Raw genomic sequence first — 20,230 nt, forward strand, 5'->3', positions numbered from 1 at the left:
GAATGGGATTTTTTACAACTTTGGCAGTAGAAAAGGTAGCGATAATTTCCCCAGAATTACGTTTAATGATAGCTACTGGTTTTTTAGGTGCTTACACAACTTTTTCTACTTATGGTTTAGAATCTCTGGTTTTAATGCGTGGTGGTAATTTATTAACTACTGCTGGTTATTGGTTTGGTAGTGCGATTTTGGGAGTTTTTAGTGTGCAGTTAGGTGTAATTATTGCCAGGTTTTTTAGGTAATTGATAAAAATTAATTCTGATTCCTGTAAGGGTTTAGCAGTGCTAAACCCCTATCGAATACTGGCTGTTTACAATTCAACAATAACCAGCAGTATCCCCAGCAATGGGAAAAGCATAATCGGAAAACAGGTTATAACTATTATGTTCGTCACTGGTTTCTTGATCTAGAACTTTGACAACTTTGTTATAAATTTCTTCTGCTTGTTGGGGAGAATCTCCAATACTTGTTAATCCCAATTTACCAAATTGAGACAGACAACCCATGAGATGAAATACTGTTCCTGTTTCAGTACCCGTATCAAAATGTAATCTATGATGGGCAATAATATCCATTAAATCATTAGGTAATAATCCCCGATATTGATCTTTTTGTAAGTTGTCTGTAGCGACGTAATATTTAGCTTTTCCTTGTTGACTATAAAATAAACCTGTGGACAAGTCATAGCGTCCGTTAGTTAATAATTTCAAAGTCATAAAAGGGTGAGTAGTTCCACCTTTGCGGAGGTTAATTTCTATTGCTTGAATATCCCATTTACCATTACCTTGATCAACTACGACAAAATCAACACCAAATCTTTCTAATGCTCCTTTTTCTGCTAGTTTTTTACCTACTTGTAAACCTAAAGTCTGTAATTGTACTCGATACTTTTCATCCGCAGGAAAACGACAACCAAGATAAATTTGTCCGTCTGGTCCGCCGAGAATTTGATCATGGGTGGAGAGTATTTCTACTTTTCCATCAGGTGTGATTCGTCCTTGAACACTAGGAGAAAATTTGATTTCACCTTCTACAAATGCTTCGACTATTGCGCCTAATTCTGGGATTCTTTGAGAAAAATTACCCCAAGTTTCTTGTGTAGCTTGAAAGCGCAAATTTGTAAAGTTATTACTGATTTTTTCTACTCTTTCACTGTGGGAACTTGTCCCTGGTGCAACATCTAGCAATGGACGCAAATCCAAAAGCGCGTTTCCTTCTCCAGAAATACCTTCATTTAGTTTCACAACCATCCGTTTTAATGTTGGTTGACTTTCCCATAAATTAGCTGCTGCTGTTGCTAAATCTTGATATTTCCAAACTAATTTACTACCATCTGGATGGGGTACATTGCTTTGATGAAAAATTTCTCTACTCCCGCTTTTTGTCCCCCAAATTTGTAAATCTGGTGCAGCAGCATACAAAGGAACATTCAATTTTAGTGATAATTCTGCTTCCCAAAATGTGGAATTGTAACAAGTCATAAAAGCTTTATCTAACCGCAAAGCTTGACGAATTCTTTCTATCAAACGCGGCCGTTCTAAGATTTTTTGACTGAGCGGTTTTAGGGAAGAATCATAAGTAGAAAGTAGTAATAAACGATGACGAGCATGGGAAAATGGTATTCCTGGTAGTAGTTGTAAATAGTAGTCAATAATGCTAGGGTGTAGTGGCATTGATGTTACATAAATTAACCTATTGCGGGGATTTCGCAACCGGATTAAAGAAAATAGCAATCTTTCTTCATAATGTTCGCACCCTGCTATTTTTTGCAGTTCCCGTTGATCGATACTTAAAGAAGGAACAATTAAAATATCCGCTTCACTGTTGTCAAATAATTCGCTAGTTTTCCAGCGATCGCGCAAAGTTAATTGTAAGTTACGAAACTTATCAATCTGCTCTAGCTCGGAAATATTCATTTTTACCATAACCCATACCCCACATTCGTACCAAAATATATCTCTCTTCAGTCTTTCTATCTCAGGTATATCCCAAGGAAGACATGAGATGATGCTTGTGTATGTATCTTTTTGTTAATTGAGTAAATAATTTGAAATGGTTATTTGAGTTATCTTCAGTTTAAATATTGTCATCAATGAGTTTTTAAATCTACTGATAAGGTATCAAATCTGTGAAATCACCCATATTCATCATCAGGCAAAATCCATAATTGACAATTAATGATAACTACATCTTAGGGTTGATAAAATTAACATTTTCTTTATTTCTTGGGAACGATAAACAACCAGGAGATAATAGTTAAATTAAGAGCAGATGTCAAGGATAAATCCTGCATCAACAGAGAGTTGTGTACTTGTTTTCAGTGGTTGGATTAAGAGCGTGTGTGATGTGAGGAGGAAGCTTAAAAATCCGCGCCCATTTGCCATAAATGAGCGCATTTTGCAAATATTAGTTTGCAAATATCCGGGGTATAAAAGTCTGAAATTGCCAAAGACTAGTGGGAGCGTAAGCAAAAAGTAAACCTTGGATCGATAATTTCCATCCAAGGTTTATTTTTAGTAATTGATAATTAACAATTGATAATTGATAATTGACAATTTTTTCATTGCCGGTTTTAAAATTATCTCTTTTTTCATTTCCAGGTAAGGAAGGAGAGGTAATTGTTAATTGTCCATTGTTGAATCACTCATCCCTAGATCCCCAACTTCTCCAAGAAGTCGGGGATCTATATTCTTTATATTCTTTATATTCTCCCTATTCTGCCATTAGAGGGATGATTTAAGCTGTCATGATTGATAATCTATCTAGATAAGATTGTATAATAATAACTAAATCTATGGTATCGCCAACACAATTACATGGTACAGAATTAGTAGATTGTGCTAGAGCAAATGCTAAACAAGGCATGAAAATTGCTGCTTATCAATGTGGATATGCTGATGATATTAAAACATTTGCTGAAGAATTACGCATAGCTTGTGAACTGATGAATTTAAAAGTTAAAGAATTGAATGAACTGATTACTGACCAGGATATGATTTTAAGAATGGGTACTGGTGAAATTATTGCTCCTGAAACAGAATCAGAACTTTAAAAAAAGTTAGAAGTCGTAGGGGCGAAGCATTCGGAAAATAGCCTGGTCAGAAAATTGATAATTTGTTGCCCGAATGCTTCGCCCTTACAGGAGTCAGAAGTGAGAATAATTTTAATAACAGGAAAAAAATAGACGCTCCTGATTAAATTTCTACCTATCAAGAAAACTTAGTTAAAAATTTCAAAAGTCTTTTAGTTCTGGGTGTTAGTAGTGTACGACGATAAGCGTCTGCTGCTTTTTTAATTGCTTCCGCTTGAGTGGGGTAAGGATGAATTACATTGCTTAATTTACTTAAACCAATTTTATGAACAATAGCGGTAGTAAGTTCTGAAATCATTTCTCCTGCATGACTCGCAACAATGGTTGCACCGATAATTTCATCAGTTCCTTTTTTGTGGTAAATCTTTAAAAATCCCAATTCTTCACTATCAGTTATTGCTCGATCTACATGATTAAAATCAATTTTAATTGTCGCCACTTCTAAACCCATTTTTTCCGCTGCTTCTGCATACATTCCCAGATGGGCAATTTCTGGATCGGTATATGTCACCCAAGGTATTACTAATTTACTGAGTTGAGAACGTCCTAAACCAAAAGGCGAAAACAGCGTATTTTTAATAACTATTCTAGCAGCAGCATCCGCCGCATGAGTAAATTTCCAATTCATACATATATCACCTGCTGCATAAATATTAGGGTTGGTAGTTTGTAGATAATCATTTACCTTGACACCATGCTTTTTGTCATACTCTACACCCACCGCTTCTAAATTCAAACCTTCCACATTTGGCGCTCTTCCTGCACCTACTAAAATTTCATTAACAGTTACAGAATCTCGATTTCCATTAGCTGAAAAATACAGCCGTTTGCCTTCCGTTACTGTCACCACTTCTTCTAACTGACAATTTAAAACTAATCTAATTCCTTCATCACTAAAAACTTTTTGTAAAATTTCCGCTGCTTCCCGATCTTCTTTATTTAAAATATGCGAACCTTTATGAAATAACGTCACTTCACAACCCAAACGCCGAAAAGCTTGCGCCAATTCACAACCAATAGGACCGCCACCAATTACCGCTAATTTATCTGGTTTTTGAATGAGAGAAAATACATTTTCATTAGTTAAAAATCCTGCCTCTTCAATACCTCTAATTTCTGGTTTAACTGCTCTTGCTCCTGTGGCAATTACCGCTTTTTTAAACTTCAGAATTTGTCCATCAACTGCTATAGTATTATTACTAGCAAATTTACCACTTCCTAAAAAAACATCTACTCCTAAATTTTTGAATCTTGCTGCTGAATCATGATGACTAATACCTGCTCTAATTTTACGTAATCTAGCCATAACTGTGGCAAAATCAACATCATAATTTTGGGAAATATTCACACCTAAATTTTTAGCTTTGCCAATTTCACCAACTACACGGGAAGAACGAATTAAAGCTTTAGATGGTACACAACCAACATTTAAACAATCTCCACCCATGAGATGTTTTTCAATTAATGCTACTTTTAAACCCAAACCTAAACCCGCAGCACCCGCAGCAACAACCAGACCCGCAGTACCCGCACCAATTACTACTAAATCATAACATTCCGCAGGTTGGGGATTTACCCAATTTTCAGGATGTACATTAGCTACCAATCTTTGATTATATTCATCCATTGGTAAAACTGTGATTCTTTCAAATTCTAAATTAGACATTAATATTGCCTCTAAAAATGTAGTATAAATTATCTTGTGATTGTCGTTTTAATTTAATCCGGTGTTGTATTTACAATACATATAGCCTTCAGAAAATTTTGTCAGTTGTGTATTTAACATTTTTGAAAAAATTATCAATTGTCAATTATCAATTATTTCTAAAGCTTTCTTAGCTATTTTAGTAACATAAATTGTGACAGCAACAGTGGCAATAAAACCGACAATTCTAATAAGCCATGTGAGAGTAGAATTAGTAGGTTGATTTTCTGTTCCAATTAAAGCCAAATTACCAGCCAAAGAACCAATATAAACATACATAATTGTACCAGGAATCATCCCCACACAACCAAGAAAATAATCTTTAAGAGAAACAGCAGTAACTCCAAAAGCATAGTTTAATAAATTAAAAGGAAATATGGGAGAAAGTCGCGTTAACAACACTATTTTTAAACCTTCTCTCCCTACAGCGTTATCAATAGCAGCAAATTTTTTATTATTTGCAATTTTTTTAATCACCCAATTTCTCGCTAAATAACGTCCTATTAAAAATGCTGCTGTTGCACCTAAAGTAGCACCGATAAATACATAAACCGAACCCCAAAAAACATCAAATAAAACACCCGCACCTAAAGTTAAAATCGAACCTGGTAAAAAAGCAACAGTCGCCATAATATAGATAGCAATAAAAGCTATTGCTCCCACTGTACCAAGACTATCAATCCATTGTAAAGCATCTTTTAAAATAGCTTGGGGATTGAAAGCAGATATATTCACATTTTCCTGTGCAAAAACTACATCTGGTTGCAATATCAAAACAATAGTCAGTGCTAACAAATTTAATGCAACAGGTTTTAAAAATTGATACATAAAATTTCTTTCAGTTTATTTCAGTTTTTTGATTTATTAGCCAGTGGCTTTGAGTATATTAACTGTTATAATTATACAACAAATCTTAAAAATTAGCAAGAAAAACTACATATATTTTTTAGGGTTTTAGCACTGCCATAGCGATATCAATTGATAATGGACAATTAACAATTGTCAATTATTTTAGGACTTACGCAAGATATGACTAAAAACCTTATTCTTGCGTAGGGGTAATTCATGAATTACCCCTACTTTCGTTCCCTTTTGCGTAAGTCCTGTATTTAATTTTTTTGTGTCTCTTTTTGACTACTTATAACTAAATGCTGGTAACTTTTTTCACTTCTTAACCAGAATATATGCAGTAGCATATTCAGGTAATTTGCGGATATACTGCCTAAATTCTGTTTGATTTTTAAAAATACCTGCCAGGTAATCTAATTGATGTAAATTGGGTAAAAATGCGCCGCCTGTATCTGCTATTACCCCCATTTGTAGGCGCTTACTTCCACCTTGATTATACTCCATCATAATAACTCTTCCCAAGCCAATGTTTAGCACATCTCCCGCAAAAGTTACAGCAGGTTTAATGGAAATTTTCGCATCAATCTTATATCCATAACCTTTAATTGCATCAACTTGTCGAAAATACCAATAACGCTTTTGTGCTGTGGCTTTTAATCCTCTAACATAAGAAATTCCATTGTTTCTGTCTACATTAAAAAATGCCTTTGTTCCATCTGTAAAATTAATCAAAATTGTTCCCTGCATTAATGCTTCTTCCAAACCTTCACGGGTGAGATATGCCAAAGGTTCGACTTTACCATATTCTTTACCACCTGGTTCATAAATCCCAGATAAAACCTCTTGTTTTGTATATTTGGTGTAGAATTTATCACCAGCTAAATCGTCTTTTAAGCTATAAATTGGGATATTATATTTAGCTGTTTTGGTATGAGAACCAGTATGGGTAAAAACAGCATATTTTGTAATTCTCAGTTGTTTTTGTCCGGGTTTTTCGGGATTATAAGCTGACCATTTAATCACACGAAAATTAGCATTGATAAAATTAGGATCTTGTAACCGAGTCGGGCGATTCTTGCTAATATCCTCCTCTAAAACAGTAATCATAAAATCTAAGGTTTTGCTCACGTCTTCGACTGTTACACCTTGACTTAATAGTAATCCATTCCGAGAAATATTGGGATCGTTTTCCTTGTAATCTTGAAAATATTTTCTCGTATTAGTGAGAACAGTTAATAAATCATTTTGATTGAAATTCACCTTAGCTGTTGGTAATTTCACAGGTTTTAAAATGTGTTTACCATTAACACTATATTTATATTTTTGCCATTCATCAATGACAGAATAAAATATAGATGTATCTTGTTTATTAGGTTGATTTTGTGTGGTTGTTTGTTGTGATATTAGTTGCTGAGTTTCTGATTGTGCATATATATTTTGATGCGTGAAAATAACTAGCAAGAAAGCAAAAATACCTGATAAAAGTTGGAATTTACGATTGAATAAGAGATTCATAAGCCTAATTCGGTAACTACACTTCTAAATTGATTTTTATCCTAGAGTTAATGCTGAATATTAACATTCAACTGTATGAATAATCACTTTTTTTTCAAAACCAAAGCAATTATTCACCTCAATTATTAGCAGAAAACTGGAGTTTATGCACTAAATCTTTTTATGTATTCATGAAAAATTGTTGGGAGCTTGATAAAATGACTAAGATCACCAAACTCAGATCATCCACAGATCATCCAGATACCCAACTTCTCAAAGAAGTCGGGGATCTTGACTTATGATTGATAAATTATTCATCCATTTCTTTTAATGTTGCTAATGCTGAAGGTGACAAGCGACTCAAATAACGGAATATCCAGTATTTAAATATAGTATTTAATATGACTGGAAATGTAGCAATAAACAAAAATATGGCATTTCTACTCGCTGGTAAACCTAAATGTTGAGCAACACCTTCTAAAAGAACTTCCCAACCATGTGGAGAGTGAAAACCAACGAATATATCTGTAATTAAAATAATTAAAAACGCCTTTGCACTGTCACTTAAACCGTAGACTATTTTATCTAGAAGTGACTGAATAAAAACAATATCTTTTTTGCTCAAAGCAATAACCATCGCAAAAGAAATTAGTGATATCACATCAGCAAATACATTACTGATAGCACTACTACTCTGATAGCGAAACTCTTCTGATATTTCGATAGCTTTGTTTTTTACTTCAGCTTTAATTTTTTCTGGTGAAAGTTCTGGTGCTTGACGAAGTAGTCTTTCAAATTGCAATTTTCTCTCAAAACTCTTTAATTCATTCAGTGCTTTTTCCTCCATTTCTGAGTTCAAAAAAATTGTTGGTGTATTTTCACTCTGAAAATACTGTAATATCGGTTTTAATAATAATTGTTTAGAAAAATGTTGCGTTAAAAGTGGTATAATAATCAGCAGTAATAAAAATCTCACTGCCCTCTTTGTTCTCGTTCTAGAAGTTCGATAATTTCTAACAAACTCTTCTTCTGCTGTTGGTGTAAAATCCTTGGCAATTTTATTAAATGTTCTACCAATTGATCTGGGAAATATACCTTTCTTTTGAGTTGCAGATGGTTCTTTAATAATCTCAGTTTCTTCTGAATTTGCCTGATTGGTAACAGTTTTAAGTTCAAGATTAATGCTTAACGGTTCTGTAATTGCTTCATCTTGTTTGCTATACTTAGATATCGTTTCATCAATAAACTTGAGTTTTTCTAATAAATTTGAATCAGTAGTATCAGCAATGGTAAAACCTAATTGAAATTCTGCTAGTCTGACTTTAATAATAGTCAAATTTCTATTTAAATCTCCTCGCCAAAAAGCCATCACGTTGGCACTATAATTACCTGATTCGGCAGAAATTTTTTTACCTCCAAATTGCTCAATTTCAATTTTTTGAATAGCTTGAGCAGCTTGATAAGCTTCTAAAATAGCTCTTTCTGGAGTTGTGAAAAACCAATGATTAAATGAATGCCAGGATGCTATAATTTTTTGGCTGATTAATCTGGTATTACGACTAAAAAATGATCCTTTCATTGCTGATTATTTACAGGTTTAACAATTTTATATTTTATTTTAATTCAAATTGTCAGCATTTCGCTAGAATACCGATTCATTAATCGTAAGGGCGAAGCATTCGGGCGATAACCTATCGCTGAAACCAGTTCATATTCCGTCCGATGCTTCGCCCCTACAAGGTAAAACAGAACACTGAATACTCCCTTTATTCCCATCCCTGCATTTCTACTAATTCCATACATAAATCATTAATTTGCTCTAAATCAGGTTTATGTGGTAAAGTTGATTGTTGATAAAAAATATCCATTTGAGCAACTAAATCTTCTGCCATTTTCATCAACTCTTCATAAGTATATTCTCCTCTAATAATAGCTTTTAAATCATCAACATCACCCGCAATTCTTCTATCTACAATTACTTCTCCTCTCTGCAAAATTTCTAAACCACTACGCAGTAATCTAATACAGTGCATTCCGTGTTTTAAATCATAACCTGAATTTCTTTCCATTTCTGCTCTAGCAGGATTTCTATTTTGCTGCCAGGATATATAAGCTTTCCATTCTCTTAACGCAATTTGGTAACTTTGACTTTTTTGCAATAAGCGAATAAAATCTTTACGTCCATGAGTTAAATTTTGAGTATATGCTAAAGTTTCATCATTTAAAGCATATTGTTTTAATATTCCTTTAAAATCAATATCTGCTGTCAGCAATTTATATAATTGCTCTGATTCTTCTAAAAATTCTATCTTACCACGAATTAATAAATAAAGATATTCTAAAAAAGCATTGAGTTCATCTTTGCTCAATGGTGCTTCATCTTCGATACCAAAATCCGAGGGGATGGGTTTTTTCCCGGGTGGATTTAATAACCATTTGCGATGAGTTTCCATTTTTTTGATTTGTGCGAAAGCATAACCAGAATAAGTATGTTTAACTTTTTTGCTCAAAAATATTTTTCTATGGTTAATTAAATGTTGTCCCACATCTGTTAAAATAGGATAGGTGGGCAACCATAGTAATTCTAAAACATTAGGATTTGCACCTGCTAATAAATGTAATACTTTCCTTAATTCATAAATAACTGTATCTTGATTACTATCTATAAACGGAAATATTCCTGGTTCATCCCAACCACTATCTTTTTGTTCTATGCTATCAAACCCTAAATAGTAACGTTTAGGTGCAATAAATACACCCCGATAATCATAATCTGAATCAGGGCGATTTAAACCATATCCGTGACTACCTGCTAAACCAATAAAAATTGTTCTTTGTTCAACTTCGATTCTTTGCATAAATCCTGATATCATTGTTTAATGATTTGTAGAAATCTAATTGTATGAATTTTCTAGGTAAAAGTATTGACGAGGATTTTGGATTTATTTGGATTTATTAAACGCTAAACTGTATTATATCCACAGGGCAAAAATAGGGCAAAAAAATCTGCCAAAATCTAACCATTGCCCAAATGGGTCATCAAGTCCAACTTTTCAGCCAAATTTATGATCATTTTTTTAAAAGCTTGACACAATAACATAGATTAAGATAATATATTAGATTGTCTGTCTTATTCCTGCTCGGATCAGGTAGACACACTGCAAAAGCTGGCAAGAGCTATAAATCAAGTCTCTACAAGAGATGGAAGCCAGCTACCTGTACGGCAACTTCAAGGACAATTTCATGACCTACGCAATTATTGAAACTGGTGGCAAACAAGTAAAAGTCGAAGCAGGTCGTTTTTACGACATTGAACTGCTGAGTGCCGAACCAGATGAAAAAGTGACAATAGACGCAGTATTACTGGTGCAGCACGAGGGAGGAGTCTCTATCGGACAGCCACGAGTAGCAGGTGCGACTGTAGAGGGGACCGTAATGCGACACTTGAGAGGTCGTAAAGTCCTGGTTTATAAAATGAAACCCAAGAAGAAAACCCGCAAAAAACGGGGACATCGCCAGGAAATTACCAGACTTTTGATTAACTCCATCAACCTCAATGGTGAAGTTTTGGCGCACGCAGAAGCACCAACTACCCCAGAATCTCCTAATCTGGTAGATAGCACACCTGCTGAAGAAGCTGCTGCTGAATAATAAACAGAAGTAGATAAATTAAAGAGAAGAGGAAATCATGGCTCATAAGAAAGGAACAGGTAGTACACGCAACGGTCGTGACTCTAATGCTCAACGTCTGGGTGTAAAGCGTTTTGGTGGTCAAACTGTGCTTGCAGGAAATATTCTTGTCCGTCAGCGCGGTACTAAGTTTCACCCTGGTAACAATGTCGGTATTGGCAGTGATGATACTTTATTTGCCTTAGTTGATGGCGTTGTTACCTTTGAAAGAAAAGGCAAAAGCCGCAAAAAAGTCAGCGTTTATCCCGCGATCGCTGCTGAAGCGGTAGCAAGTTAAGTCTTAGGGAACAGGGAACAGGAGAGAAAAATTAATAACTCCTGCCTCCTGCCTCCTAAATTCAAATAAACCTGTGTAATAAAGCACCTGCGCCTAAACCAGAGAGTGCAAATATAGATGTCAGCCAAAAACCTAGACCTTCTTTGAACCCAGCCGACTGAAAGTCTATCTTGGCTAAGATAGTCGCTGAGAGGATAAGTAAAAGATCAAGAAATATACGAAACCAAGCCAGCATTAAAAAGAATAGAAAAGCTGCTAAAACGGTGATACCAAAATTCCTGATATTAGATTTGGACAATATACTGTAATACTGTACCATTTTAGACCAGGGAGTTGTCAAGCTGGCTAGTAATACCAAGATACCAAATACAACTATTAACCACACAAACAAAGTGGGTTTGGTTTCTGATATCACCCAGCCTAACGCACTATAACTTAGAAGTAATAGTGTGAAGGAAAACCAGGGAATTCTTTGCAAGTTTGACATAAAGGTGACTGGGGACTGGGGACTGGGGACACTTCGACAAGCTCAGTGCATCGCTGGGGACTGGGAACAGGTAAAGAATTTTCCTATCTCCCGACTTCTGGGTATTTATACTTTTTTGAGCATGAAACCAAATGAACTTTCAATTTTCCCGGATTATTTCTTAAAAATTAGTTAAATTATGATCTTAAACATTTGTAAACTATTAGCAGTCGAGTATCCTTATGTCATATTTTAGGAAGGTTAAGGACTGATCATGAGACAACTAGTTATTGTTGAGCGCGTATGCCTGATTGGTCATATCGTATCCATGGTGTTTGGACTGGTAGGGATATTACTGGTTATTCCTAATGCCGAAGTGATTTTGAGCTTATCTGAGGTCGGTCAGACTGTCATGCAGTGGAGCATGGCTGGTGGCGGTGTTGCCTATATGATTTTAGGTGCAGTGGGTGTGTTCCTGTATGCGTACCGAAATTTGGGTTTAGGAAGGGCTTTGTGTTTTTTAGTGCCTTCGGTGTCCATTTCTTTGACAAGTGAGTTATTGGGAACTAGCACAGGTTTTCCTTTTGGTCACTACAGCTATTTGAGTGGTTTGGGTTATAAAATTGCGGGTTTAGTACCGTTTACTATTCCTTTGTCTTGGTTTTATGTGGGATGTGTTTCTTACCTGCTGGCGCGTGTAGGTTTAGAGGTAGATAAAAAACCCAGTTTATTACGTCATTTAGGGGCGATCGCTCTCGGTGCTTTATTGCTCACTTCTTGGGACTTTGTACTTGATCCGGCAATGAGCCAAACTTCTCTTCCCTTCTGGTATTGGCAACAACCTGGTGCTTTCTTTGGAATGCCTTATCAAAACTTTGCTGGTTGGATGGGTACTGGTTCAGTGTTTATGACAGTAGCGGCGCTGTTGTGGAGAAACAACCCCATTAAATTAGAGCGATCGCAACTCAATATTCCTTTAGTAGTTTATTTGGCTAACTTTGGTTTTGCCACAGTGATGAGTTTGGCTGCTGGCTTCTCTATCCCTGTATTGCTGGGTGTGTTACTTGGCGTTGCACCTGCTGTAGCACTGTGGTTAAGAGGATCCGATGCATCCACTTCCGTAGCTGTGGAAGCAGCAAAACAGGAAGTTTCTGTTGGTAATGTGAAAGTTGCTTTAAAGTAACTTCAATAGTGCTGAGTCAATAATTAATTAATTACACTCAGCACTAACTTGGTAATTGGTAATGGGTAATGGGTAATTGGTAATTAGTATAAATTTTATATTTTCTGCCTTCTGCCTCCTGCCTCCTATATTTTTAATTGGTATACATATTTTGATTACAGAAAGCATTATTTCACTTCTACTATTACTGATCCAAGTACCAGCAACGGCGCTGTTATTGTCACGTTTGCTCAAGGGTCCCAGAAGACATCCACCTTTGCAACCACAACAACCAACCCCGGATATTTTGGGTAGTGTGAGTGTGGTTGTTCCCACTTTAAATGAAGCTTTGCGTATTAGTCCTCTGTTAGCTGGGTTAAGTCGGCAAAGCTATGAAGTCCGAGAAGTTATTGTTGTGGATAGCAGATCCCAGGATGGTACTCCCGACTTGGTAAAAGCTACACAACAAAAAGATCCCCGCTTTCGGGTCATGAATGATGATCCTTTACCTCCCGGTTGGGTGGGTCGTCCTTGGGCTTTACATAACGGCTTTTTGTTTAGTTCCCCAGACAGTGAGTGGTTTTTGGGGATGGATGCCGATATTCAACCTCATCCCGGTTTGGTCGCTAGTTTGGTGAAAACAGCCCAAACAGAGGGTTATGATTTGGTTTCCCTGTCTCCTCAGTTTATTCTCAAGTATCCTGGTGAATGTTGGTTACAACCGGCTTTGTTGATGACGCTGTTATATAGATTTGATCCTGCGGGTATTCACACTGAACAACCGGAAAAGGTGATGGCTAACGGACAGTGTTTTTTATGTCGGCGCTCGGTTTTAGCGGCTGTAGATGGTTATAGCACTGCTAAAGGTTCTTTTTGTGATGATGTTACCTTAGCGCGAAATATTGCGGCGGCTGGTTTTAAGGTGGGGTTTTTGGATGGGGCTAAAGTTTTCAAAGTGCGGATGTATGAGGGAGCAAAGGAAACTTGGAAGGAGTGGGGGCGCAGTTTAGATTTAAAGGATGCTTCTAACCGCGCTCAAATTTGGGGTGATTTATGGTTATTGTCCTCTGTACAGGGTTTACCCATATTGATTTTACTGGGCTTTCTTCCCCTGCTTCCCCTGCCTCCCCTGCTCCCCCTGCGCCTGTTATTGGGACTGAATATATTTTTACTGGTAATTCGCTTTGCTTTGTTATTGGCGATCGCTCCTTCCTACGACCGTAAAAATGCTCAGGGTGGTTGGTTGTTCTGGCTTTCTCCTTTAGCTGATCCCCTCGCTGTGCTGAGAATCTTTTTATCTGCACTCCGCAAACCCAAGGAATGGCGAGGAAGAAAGTATTGAGTAGGTGACAGGTGACAGGTGACAGGTGACAGAAAAGAGTTTTTACCAATTACCCATTACCCATTACCCATTACCATGATTTATTCATTGTCATTTACCACTTGATCACCTCTTTCTAGTTCCCAAAGAATTTGATTTCCTTCCCGTCGTACCCGTGAAACTATCCAATTTCGCCAACGCCATTGATCTCCCCGACTGGTGACAGCACTTGCATGGACATCCATCAAGTCTGCTAGTTCGGAACTGGTGATTAAATAGCCTTTTTCGGCAATTTCGTCAGCAACCCGCAAAGTTTCAACTAGGTTGCGGAGGTGTAAAACCCTCATCTCAGGTGGTTTTTCGTTGTTTGTGGTTGCAGCTGACGCTGTAGATGGTTCCATAGTGGTTGTGTCTGATAAAAAAGTTCTGCTTTCCGAAATGTTTTCTTTGATTTGTGTAGAGTTGATTGGAGAATCAGATACTTTTGTGAAATTTACATTGTTTGTATTGGTTAAGGTTGCATCAAGATTTTCCGGGGATAATTGTTGAAGAGATGGAATTTTGCCGCTGGCAAAGGAGCGAGCAATCACATCACACCTTTCGTTACCTATGTTACCAGAATGTCCGCGCACGTGCTGCCATTTTACAAGTCGGCTGTTGAGTCTATCCAGGGTTTCTAACAGGTCTTGGTTTTGGACTGGGTTTCCGTCTGCTTTTTTCCAACCTTTCTTTTTCCAACCCTGCATCCATTTGGTAACACTGTTAATGAGATATTCGCTATCGGTGTACAGGGTGATGGGTTGGGTTTGTCCAGATGTAGCAAAAAATTCTAGGGCAGCGATCGCCGCTTGCATTTCCATTTTATTATTGGTGGTATGCCGGGATGCGTCCCCCATTTCGTAAACTGAACCATCATTAAAGTAAACAACAACACCCCAACCACCAGGACCAGGGTTGCCAGTGCAAGCACCATCGGTATATATGCTTTGAATTATGCGTTGTGTAGACATGATGAGTGATTAAAAATTCAAAATTAAAAATTAATAATGAGTTGCACACAGAGATTAGCAAAAAAGGGTTTTATAAATCAAGTCATCAAAGTTGCACCCTCAGTCATCAATTATCAGTCATCAGCCAATAGTATTATTAGTCAAAATGAAGCAGTTTTGATTTCAATAATGTTATTTACATCTATAGTGATCCGATTTGATTCATGAATTTTTCGTGGAGGCAGGGAACAGGGAACTCTTAACAGGAAAGAACGCTGTCAGTATTTATGGTGAGCGAAGCCGAACCATGTACTGAGTTCTGTTCAAAAATCAAATAGGAGTCCTATATTTCTGTTAATTATGTTTATTTTATATGTTTATTTTAGATAACTAAAACTATTCTCTATTCCCTATTCCTTCTTCACTATTTTCTAACTCCACAAAAATACTTTCAACAATATTCCCAATTTATATTAATATTTTATTGTCATTTATTGTCAAATATCAAACAATGATTCAATTAACTGTAGTCAAGAAAATCATCATGCAATATCTAAACACATTTCCACAAAGGATAAAGAGTATTACATTAGCAATACTCTTAACCTTATTTATTGGTTTCATGCTTCCTGCTGTTACATGGGCAACTGGTTTAGGAGTGACATCAGGTTATCTGAGTCCTTGTCCCAATACAAATAACTGTGTTGTCAGTCAAAATGCAGATACTAAACACGCCATTGATCCGATTATTTATCATGTAGACCGTGATCAAGCAAGAAAAACCTTACTCCAAGTTCTCACTGTTGTACCACGTACAGAAGTTATAGAACAAACAGATAATTACATTCATGCTATTTCTAAAAGTCGCATCTTCAAATTTGTTGATGATGTAGAGTTTTATTTACCAAATGATGAACCAGTAATTCATATCCGTTCAGCTTCTCGTGTGGGAGAGTCGGATCTTGGTGTCAACCGCAGACGTATGGAACAAATTCGTTTAGCTTTGCGTGATTTAAACATTTAATTGAAATAGAAATCAAATATTGATTTTCTAGCATCATCTATTCATCAAATTACCTTTGATTGTGAACCTGAGACAAGGGAGTTAACAAACCATCAATACTGACAAAATTTTTCTGTTGATGATATTCTTTAATTCCCTGTTCACCTTTCTTAATAGCCCAGTTAACTAAAGTGTCTCTTTGTCTTTTATATTCATAAAATGGCACAGCAAAACCACAGGAAGTTTGCACCCTGTTAATATCAGCAACAATTATTTGCCGAGTTCCGTTAATCGGAGGAAATAAAGAATACAAATAATCCCATTCAGCAGCATTAGGTAATATAGTTTTTCCCTGTCCATAAAGCCGCAAAATAGAAGGTGGTTCTTGAAAAGCGCAAAACATAAATGTAATTCTGCCATTTTCTAACAGATGGGCAGAAGTTTCATTACCGCTACCTGTGACATCTAAATAAGCAACCCGATGGGGTGAAAGAATACGAAAGCTGTCTAAACCTTTAGGAGAAATGTTAACATGACCAGTAGGACTTAAAGGGGCAGTCCCAACAAAAAACATCTGCTGATTTGCAATAAATTTTTGCAATTCTTCGGTGATAGATTCAAAAACTTTAGCCATAAACAGTTTGATAGTTTTTGCAGATTTGTTATTTTCTACCATTCTCACAAAGCTTAACTTGTGTTTGAAATGTCGTCAATATTTTTATCTCCACCTCTAGAAAAAATTAATCATCAAATAGCTGATAGTGCTAGTGTTGAGTTATATGTATTCCGTCTTGATCTCATGCACCCCCAAATTAATGGTAACAAATGGTTCAAGCTGAAATACAATTTATTAGAAGCTCAGGAAAAAAAATACTCTACCATTCTTACTTTTGGTGGTGCTTATTCTAACCATATTTTTGCTACCGCTGCCGCAGGTAAGGTTTTTGGTTTGCGTACTCTTGGGGTGATTCGTGGAGAAGAAACTTTACCGCTGAATCCTACCTTAAATTTTGCCATAGAACAAGGCATGGAGTTAGTATATTGCGATCGCACAACTTACAAAAAACGGCACACAAACCAACTACAGGAAGAATTAAAACAACGATTTGGTGAAGTATTCATCATTCCCGAAGGTGGTGGTAATTTAAATGGTGTGCGTGGTTGTACAGAAATCATGGAAAACCTAAAATATCTTGACATTGACACAATTTGTCTCGCCTGTGGCACAGGTACAACCCTAGCTGGAATTGCTTTATCATTACATTCAAATCAGAAAATTATCGGATTTCCTATATTAAAAGGTGGAGAATTTTTAGCACCACAGATTACAAATTTAACACAAGATTATATTCAATCCGGTTTACCTGTACCAGTTCATAATCCGGCACATTGGCAATTGCTATACAATTACCATTTCGGAGGTTATGCAAAAGTTAACCAAGAGTTAATTAAATTTTGTCACACATTCCAACAGGAACATAACATACCCCTAGATTACGTATATACGGGAAAAATGTTTTATGGTGTAATGGATTTATTAAAAAAGGGATTTTTTTCACCAGGTAAAATACTATTAATACATACTGGTGGGTTACAAGGAAATTCTGGTATCGAAGAAAAATTACTTAAAAAAATATGAAAAACATATTTAATTAAAACAAATTTTTTACCACTAAGATCCCCGACTTCTTGAAGAAGTCGGGGATCTGAAAATCATAAAGTTACACCATGTTTTTTAGCAATTTCAGTAAGTTGATCATACTGATGTTGTGCTGCTTTCGTTAAAATTGCTTCTGCTTCTGTGGGATCAGTACCATCTTTAGGAATTAAATACTTCACATAAAGAGAAACAAAATCAACAACAGCTGCTAAACCAGACAAATTATGTTTATCAGATTGTTGTCCAGCAATAACAGCAACTAAACCAGCACGAATAGGATCAGGTTTCAATTTCATAAACTGATCAATTAGCTGTTTTAAATAATCTGCTGGTGCTAAATTTTGCAACTTACTTTGATCAGGTTTAAATTCCAATCCTGCGGCTTTAGACTGTTCTAAAACACACCATTCTGTAAATTCTTGCAGTGCAGCATCAGTAAGTTTAGGGAGATATTGGTACAGTTCTAAATTAGACACAAGGTGACACCAAATTGAGGTTTTTTAATTGCATCAAGTCCACCCTAACCTACTGTTTGATAGAGTTTTGTAATAAAACTGACAATATAGGTTTTAGATCCCCCCAACCCCCCTTAAAAAGCAGGGCTGTTTCATTCGTTTAAGAGGGTACATTTGTCAATATCTTTAGTGATAGTTTTTGAAACAAAATTGATGTGAACCAGCTACAATACCAGCAGCAGGAGGCGCAACAACACTCGTAGTTCGCTATTTGCTAAATTACCTCCTGCTTGAACTAGACTGTCAGCAGCTTTTTTCAAATATTTTCGCATTGTGAATTGGTATGAGATACCGGACTTCTTCAAGAAGTCCGGTATCTATAAACTTGAGGATTGCTATAATAAAATTAATATACATAATAAAATAAACTATGATAGCCACTACAACCCCAGCAGAAACGAGAACTTTAGTAGAAAACATTAGCTGGCAAACATTTAAAACTATGCTGGCAGAAATGGGATGTAACCGTAACACCAAATTTGCTTATGATCATGGAAATATAGAAATTATGACTCCCCAAATGCCCCATGAAAATTCTAACCGTAATATAGAAGGTTTTGTAATAATTTTATGTGAAGAATTAGGATTAGAAATTAAACGCGCTGGTTCTTTGACATTAACGAGAGATGATATCCAACGTGGTGCAGAACCAGATAGTAGTTATTACATTCAAAATGAATATTTAGTGAGAAGTAAAGATAAAATAGATTTAGCTATTGATCCACCACCAGATTTAGTTTTAGAAGTGGAGTATTCCCGACCCCAAATTGATAAATTAAAACTTTATGCCGCTTTGGGTATTCCTGAATTTTGGCGTTATAATGGTAGTAAATTAAGAATCTATACTCTCACCAATGGAGAATATTTAGAAGTTGAAATCAGTCCCACTTTTACACCTATAACTATCAAGGAAATTCCTGGATTTTTGGCAGAAACTTCAAACATCGGAGAAATAGCGACAACACGCATTTTTAGAAATTGGGTGAAAGAACAATTATGGAAAAAATGAAACATTAAAACCTTAAAAATCATTGTTGAAAAACATGATTTGTTTTTTGAAGCCAAAATCTAAAATCTAAAATCCAAAATCTAAAATCTAAAATAAAATGACTTACTCACCACCTTTACCCCCACAAACAGAACCACCCCTTCCCCCAAGGGAAACCTTACCCACAATGTATGATTTACCAAGCGAAAACCAGGAGGAAAAAGGTTTGCCAGATGATTTTCATTTTTTACAACCCTTACTTTTATATTTGACTTTTCAACCCATAAACTGGAATCCAGAATTAGTTTATAGTGCTGCGGATCTCAATCTTTATTATGATCTACAACATCCTTTATGGTATAAAAGACCTGATTGGTTTGGTGTAGTTGGAGTTTCTAAATTATATAATCATCAAGATTTGCGTTTAAGTTATGTCACTTGGCAAGAACCAGCTAACCCTTTTGTGGTAGTTGAATTATTATCACCGGGAACAGAAGAAGAAGATTTAGGAACTAAAGCAAGTCAAGCAGATAAACCCCCTACAAAATGGGAAGTTTACGAACGCATATTAAGGATTCCTTATTATATTGTTTTTAGTCGTTATACCAACGAAGTCCGCGCATTTCAATTAGTAGGTGGTCATTATGAATCTGTAAATTTTATTGATGGACGTTTACATATCCCAGAAATAGGTTTAAGTTTGGGGTTATGGGAAGGAACATTTCGTGGTATTCCTAAACTTTGGTTGAGGTGGTTTACATTAGATGGGGAATTAATTCCCGAACCTTCAGAAGAAGCAAAGGCAGCGAAAATAAAAGCCGAAAAATTAGCGGAAAAATTGCGTAAATTGGGTATTAATCCTGATGAAATTATGTAATAGTAAATAACTACTCAATTAGGGGTTGCTGAGAAAGTCTTTCCGTGAGGGCATAGGAGTCAGGAGTCAGGAGTCAGGAGTCAGGAGAAGATTTGAAAATTTCTTTGCCATCTCTTGAAATCCCAAAAAATGCACACTTTTTC

The 20,230-nt window shown here is 36.1% G+C and carries 20 protein-coding genes; 10 read left to right on the forward strand and 10 right to left on the reverse strand.

What is annotated here, in order from left to right; genetic code table 11:
* Window positions 1-242: fluoride efflux transporter FluC (locus FFR48_RS13625; protein WP_201277619.1), on the forward strand; the 242-nt coding region annotated here is incomplete at its 5' end.
* 75 nt (window positions 243-317) lie between these two features.
* On the opposite strand, the gene FFR48_RS13630 is transcribed toward FFR48_RS13625, so the two are convergent.
* On the reverse strand, window positions 318-1,925 hold the full coding sequence (locus tag FFR48_RS13630) for a peptide ligase PGM1-related protein (protein WP_137667728.1): 1,608 nt from the start codon (window positions 1,923-1,925) through the stop codon (window positions 318-320).
* Between the two features lie 869 nt (window positions 1,926-2,794).
* Here FFR48_RS13630 and FFR48_RS13635 point away from each other — a divergent pair.
* The gene (locus FFR48_RS13635) at window positions 2,795-3,052 is read left to right on the forward strand and encodes a hypothetical protein (protein ID WP_137667729.1); all 258 of its coding nucleotides are present in this window, start codon (window positions 2,795-2,797) and stop codon (window positions 3,050-3,052) included.
* A gap of 157 nt (window positions 3,053-3,209) precedes the next feature.
* Here the strand turns inward: FFR48_RS13635 and FFR48_RS13640 are convergent, their stop codons facing one another.
* The 5 genes from FFR48_RS13640 to FFR48_RS13660 all read right to left on the reverse strand — a co-directional run bounded on the left by FFR48_RS13640 (window position 3,210) and on the right by FFR48_RS13660 (window position 9,997).
* Window positions 3,210-4,757 carry a mercuric reductase gene (locus tag FFR48_RS13640; RefSeq protein ID WP_137667730.1) on the reverse strand — a complete coding sequence of 516 codons (1,548 nt, stop codon included), beginning with the start codon at window positions 4,755-4,757 and terminating at the stop codon, window positions 3,210-3,212.
* 141 nt (window positions 4,758-4,898) lie between these two features.
* Window positions 4,899-5,624 carry a TVP38/TMEM64 family protein gene (locus FFR48_RS13645; RefSeq protein WP_137667731.1) on the reverse strand — a complete coding sequence of 242 codons (726 nt, stop codon included), beginning with the start codon at window positions 5,622-5,624 and terminating at the stop codon, window positions 4,899-4,901.
* Between the two features lie 336 nt (window positions 5,625-5,960).
* Window positions 5,961-7,160, reverse strand: coding sequence for a hypothetical protein (locus tag FFR48_RS13650; protein ID WP_137667732.1), 1,200 nt, complete (start codon window positions 7,158-7,160; stop codon window positions 5,961-5,963).
* Between the two features lie 289 nt (window positions 7,161-7,449).
* Window positions 7,450-8,718 (reverse strand): proton extrusion protein PcxA, encoded by a 1,269-nt coding sequence (locus tag FFR48_RS13655; RefSeq protein WP_137667733.1) that lies wholly within the window; start codon window positions 8,716-8,718, stop codon window positions 7,450-7,452.
* A 187-nt stretch (window positions 8,719-8,905) separates the two neighbouring features.
* Window positions 8,906-9,997, reverse strand: a complete 1,092-nt coding sequence (locus FFR48_RS13660) for a nucleotidyltransferase domain-containing protein (protein WP_137667734.1) — start codon at window positions 9,995-9,997, stop codon at window positions 8,906-8,908.
* A 385-nt stretch (window positions 9,998-10,382) separates the two neighbouring features.
* Between FFR48_RS13660 and rplU the strand changes: the two genes are divergently transcribed.
* Both rplU and rpmA read left to right on the forward strand, forming a co-directional pair.
* The gene (rplU, locus tag FFR48_RS13665) at window positions 10,383-10,790 is read left to right on the forward strand and encodes a 50S ribosomal protein L21 (RefSeq protein ID WP_096566575.1); all 408 of its coding nucleotides are present in this window, start codon (window positions 10,383-10,385) and stop codon (window positions 10,788-10,790) included.
* A gap of 37 nt (window positions 10,791-10,827) precedes the next feature.
* Complete coding sequence (gene rpmA / locus FFR48_RS13670) at window positions 10,828-11,106, forward strand: 50S ribosomal protein L27 (protein ID WP_096566577.1); 279 nt, start codon at window positions 10,828-10,830, stop codon at window positions 11,104-11,106.
* 61 nt (window positions 11,107-11,167) lie between these two features.
* Here the strand turns inward: rpmA and FFR48_RS13675 are convergent, their stop codons facing one another.
* Complete coding sequence (locus tag FFR48_RS13675; protein WP_137667735.1) at window positions 11,168-11,593, reverse strand: hypothetical protein; 426 nt, start codon at window positions 11,591-11,593, stop codon at window positions 11,168-11,170.
* 253 nt (window positions 11,594-11,846) lie between these two features.
* Here FFR48_RS13675 and cruF point away from each other — a divergent pair, with 253 nt between their 5' ends.
* Window positions 11,847-12,755, forward strand: coding sequence for a gamma-carotene 1'-hydroxylase CruF (cruF, locus tag FFR48_RS13680; RefSeq protein ID WP_096566581.1), 909 nt, complete (start codon window positions 11,847-11,849; stop codon window positions 12,753-12,755).
* Between the two features lie 151 nt (window positions 12,756-12,906).
* Window positions 12,907-14,076 carry a 2'-O-glycosyltransferase CruG gene (cruG, locus tag FFR48_RS13685; protein ID WP_137667736.1) on the forward strand — a complete coding sequence of 390 codons (1,170 nt, stop codon included), beginning with the start codon at window positions 12,907-12,909 and terminating at the stop codon, window positions 14,074-14,076.
* A gap of 80 nt (window positions 14,077-14,156) precedes the next feature.
* Here the strand turns inward: cruG and rnhA are convergent, their stop codons facing one another.
* Window positions 14,157-15,065 (reverse strand): ribonuclease HI, encoded by a 909-nt coding sequence (rnhA, locus tag FFR48_RS13690; protein ID WP_137667737.1) that lies wholly within the window; start codon window positions 15,063-15,065, stop codon window positions 14,157-14,159.
* A 523-nt stretch (window positions 15,066-15,588) separates the two neighbouring features.
* Between rnhA and FFR48_RS13695 the strand changes: the two genes are divergently transcribed.
* Entirely contained in the window at window positions 15,589-16,068 is a 480-nt protein-coding gene (locus tag FFR48_RS13695) for a DUF1499 domain-containing protein (protein ID WP_096572607.1), read from the forward strand.
* A gap of 49 nt (window positions 16,069-16,117) precedes the next feature.
* Here FFR48_RS13695 and FFR48_RS13700 read toward each other — a convergent pair whose 3' ends face one another.
* Complete coding sequence (locus tag FFR48_RS13700; RefSeq protein ID WP_137667741.1) at window positions 16,118-16,681, reverse strand: pyridoxamine 5'-phosphate oxidase family protein; 564 nt, start codon at window positions 16,679-16,681, stop codon at window positions 16,118-16,120.
* A gap of 69 nt (window positions 16,682-16,750) precedes the next feature.
* Here FFR48_RS13700 and FFR48_RS13705 point away from each other — a divergent pair, with 69 nt between their 5' ends.
* Window positions 16,751-17,686, forward strand: coding sequence for a 1-aminocyclopropane-1-carboxylate deaminase/D-cysteine desulfhydrase (locus FFR48_RS13705; protein ID WP_137667738.1), 936 nt, complete (start codon window positions 16,751-16,753; stop codon window positions 17,684-17,686).
* A gap of 74 nt (window positions 17,687-17,760) precedes the next feature.
* On the opposite strand, the gene FFR48_RS13710 is transcribed toward FFR48_RS13705, so the two are convergent.
* Window positions 17,761-18,183, reverse strand: a complete 423-nt coding sequence (locus FFR48_RS13710; protein ID WP_137667739.1) for a hypothetical protein — start codon at window positions 18,181-18,183, stop codon at window positions 17,761-17,763.
* Window positions 18,184-18,592: 409 nt separating this feature from the next.
* Here FFR48_RS13710 and FFR48_RS13715 point away from each other — a divergent pair, with 409 nt between their 5' ends.
* Together FFR48_RS13715 and FFR48_RS13720 are read left to right on the forward strand one after the other, a co-directional pair.
* Entirely contained in the window at window positions 18,593-19,231 is a 639-nt protein-coding gene (locus tag FFR48_RS13715; protein WP_137667740.1) for a Uma2 family endonuclease, read from the forward strand.
* Window positions 19,232-19,328: 97 nt separating this feature from the next.
* Window positions 19,329-20,087 carry a Uma2 family endonuclease gene (locus tag FFR48_RS13720; RefSeq protein WP_096566593.1) on the forward strand — a complete coding sequence of 253 codons (759 nt, stop codon included), beginning with the start codon at window positions 19,329-19,331 and terminating at the stop codon, window positions 20,085-20,087.
* The last annotated feature ends 143 nt before the right edge of the window (window positions 20,088-20,230 follow it).

Source organism: Sphaerospermopsis reniformis (genome assembly GCF_005402885.1).
GTDB classification, from domain to species: Bacteria; Cyanobacteriota; Cyanobacteriia; order Cyanobacteriales; family Nostocaceae; genus Sphaerospermopsis; species Sphaerospermopsis kisseleviana.

Bases quoted from the DNA above. Each gene is read 5' to 3' on its own strand.
- FFR48_RS13720 (WP_096566593.1), top strand. From the start codon at position 19,329: ATGACTTACTCACCACCTTTACCCCCACAAACAGAACCACCCCTTCCC.
- FFR48_RS13660 (WP_137667734.1), bottom strand. From the start codon at position 9,997: ATGCAAAGAATCGAAGTTGAACAAAGAACAATTTTTATTGGTTTAGCA.
- FFR48_RS13630 (WP_137667728.1), bottom strand. From the start codon at position 1,925: ATGGTAAAAATGAATATTTCCGAGCTAGAGCAGATTGATAAGTTTCGT.
- FFR48_RS13655 (WP_137667733.1), bottom strand. From the start codon at position 8,718: ATGAAAGGATCATTTTTTAGTCGTAATACCAGATTAATCAGCCAAAAA.
- FFR48_RS13715 (WP_137667740.1), top strand. From the start codon at position 18,593: ATGATAGCCACTACAACCCCAGCAGAAACGAGAACTTTAGTAGAAAAC.
- FFR48_RS13675 (WP_137667735.1), bottom strand. From the start codon at position 11,593: ATGTCAAACTTGCAAAGAATTCCCTGGTTTTCCTTCACACTATTACTT.
- FFR48_RS13640 (WP_137667730.1), bottom strand. From the start codon at position 4,757: ATGTCTAATTTAGAATTTGAAAGAATCACAGTTTTACCAATGGATGAA.
- rpmA (WP_096566577.1), top strand. From the start codon at position 10,828: ATGGCTCATAAGAAAGGAACAGGTAGTACACGCAACGGTCGTGACTCT.
- FFR48_RS13635 (WP_137667729.1), top strand. From the start codon at position 2,795: ATGGTATCGCCAACACAATTACATGGTACAGAATTAGTAGATTGTGCT.
- FFR48_RS13650 (WP_137667732.1), bottom strand. From the start codon at position 7,160: ATGAATCTCTTATTCAATCGTAAATTCCAACTTTTATCAGGTATTTTT.
- rnhA (WP_137667737.1), bottom strand. From the start codon at position 15,065: ATGTCTACACAACGCATAATTCAAAGCATATATACCGATGGTGCTTGC.
- cruF (WP_096566581.1), top strand. From the start codon at position 11,847: ATGAGACAACTAGTTATTGTTGAGCGCGTATGCCTGATTGGTCATATC.
- FFR48_RS13705 (WP_137667738.1), top strand. From the start codon at position 16,751: ATGTCGTCAATATTTTTATCTCCACCTCTAGAAAAAATTAATCATCAA.
- FFR48_RS13700 (WP_137667741.1), bottom strand. From the start codon at position 16,681: ATGGCTAAAGTTTTTGAATCTATCACCGAAGAATTGCAAAAATTTATT.
- rplU (WP_096566575.1), top strand. From the start codon at position 10,383: ATGACCTACGCAATTATTGAAACTGGTGGCAAACAAGTAAAAGTCGAA.
- FFR48_RS13645 (WP_137667731.1), bottom strand. From the start codon at position 5,624: ATGTATCAATTTTTAAAACCTGTTGCATTAAATTTGTTAGCACTGACT.
- FFR48_RS13695 (WP_096572607.1), top strand. From the start codon at position 15,589: ATGCAATATCTAAACACATTTCCACAAAGGATAAAGAGTATTACATTA.